Source organism: Halomonas sp. ND22Bw (assembly GCF_003011945.1).
In the GTDB taxonomy this organism is placed as follows: Bacteria; Pseudomonadota; Gammaproteobacteria; order Pseudomonadales; family Halomonadaceae; genus Halomonas; species Halomonas halophila.
In genome coordinates this window covers 1-232 of the sequence record NZ_PXWD01001886.1, presented here as the reverse complement: position 1 = coordinate 232, position 232 = coordinate 1, and the positions used below count along the sequence as shown (strand labels likewise).

1 protein-coding gene is annotated in these 232 nt (G+C 68.5%); it reads right to left on the bottom strand.

Annotation, left to right across the window (positions count from 1 at the left end):
• Positions 1-232 (bottom strand): penicillin acylase family protein (locus CVH10_RS24835; protein ID WP_146143431.1); only part of this gene is annotated, 232 nt, incomplete at both ends.

The window sequence follows — 232 nt, the reverse complement described above, 5'->3', positions numbered from 1 at the left end:
GACTGCCCGGGCAGATTAAGCATCAGCGAATTGTCCCATGCGCCGACGTCGATCACTTGCAGATAGCTTGCCCCGCCGCCCGCGCGCCAAGACGGGCCATCACCTAGCCAGCGCGCCATGACGGTATCGCTGTCGCCGCCGGACCCTTCCCCTTCGATGGGCGGGAAAGCGGCGGCGATCGCGGGGATGCGCGACAGCGGATGCGCGATCCGCACCTGATGCAGCGCGCCCC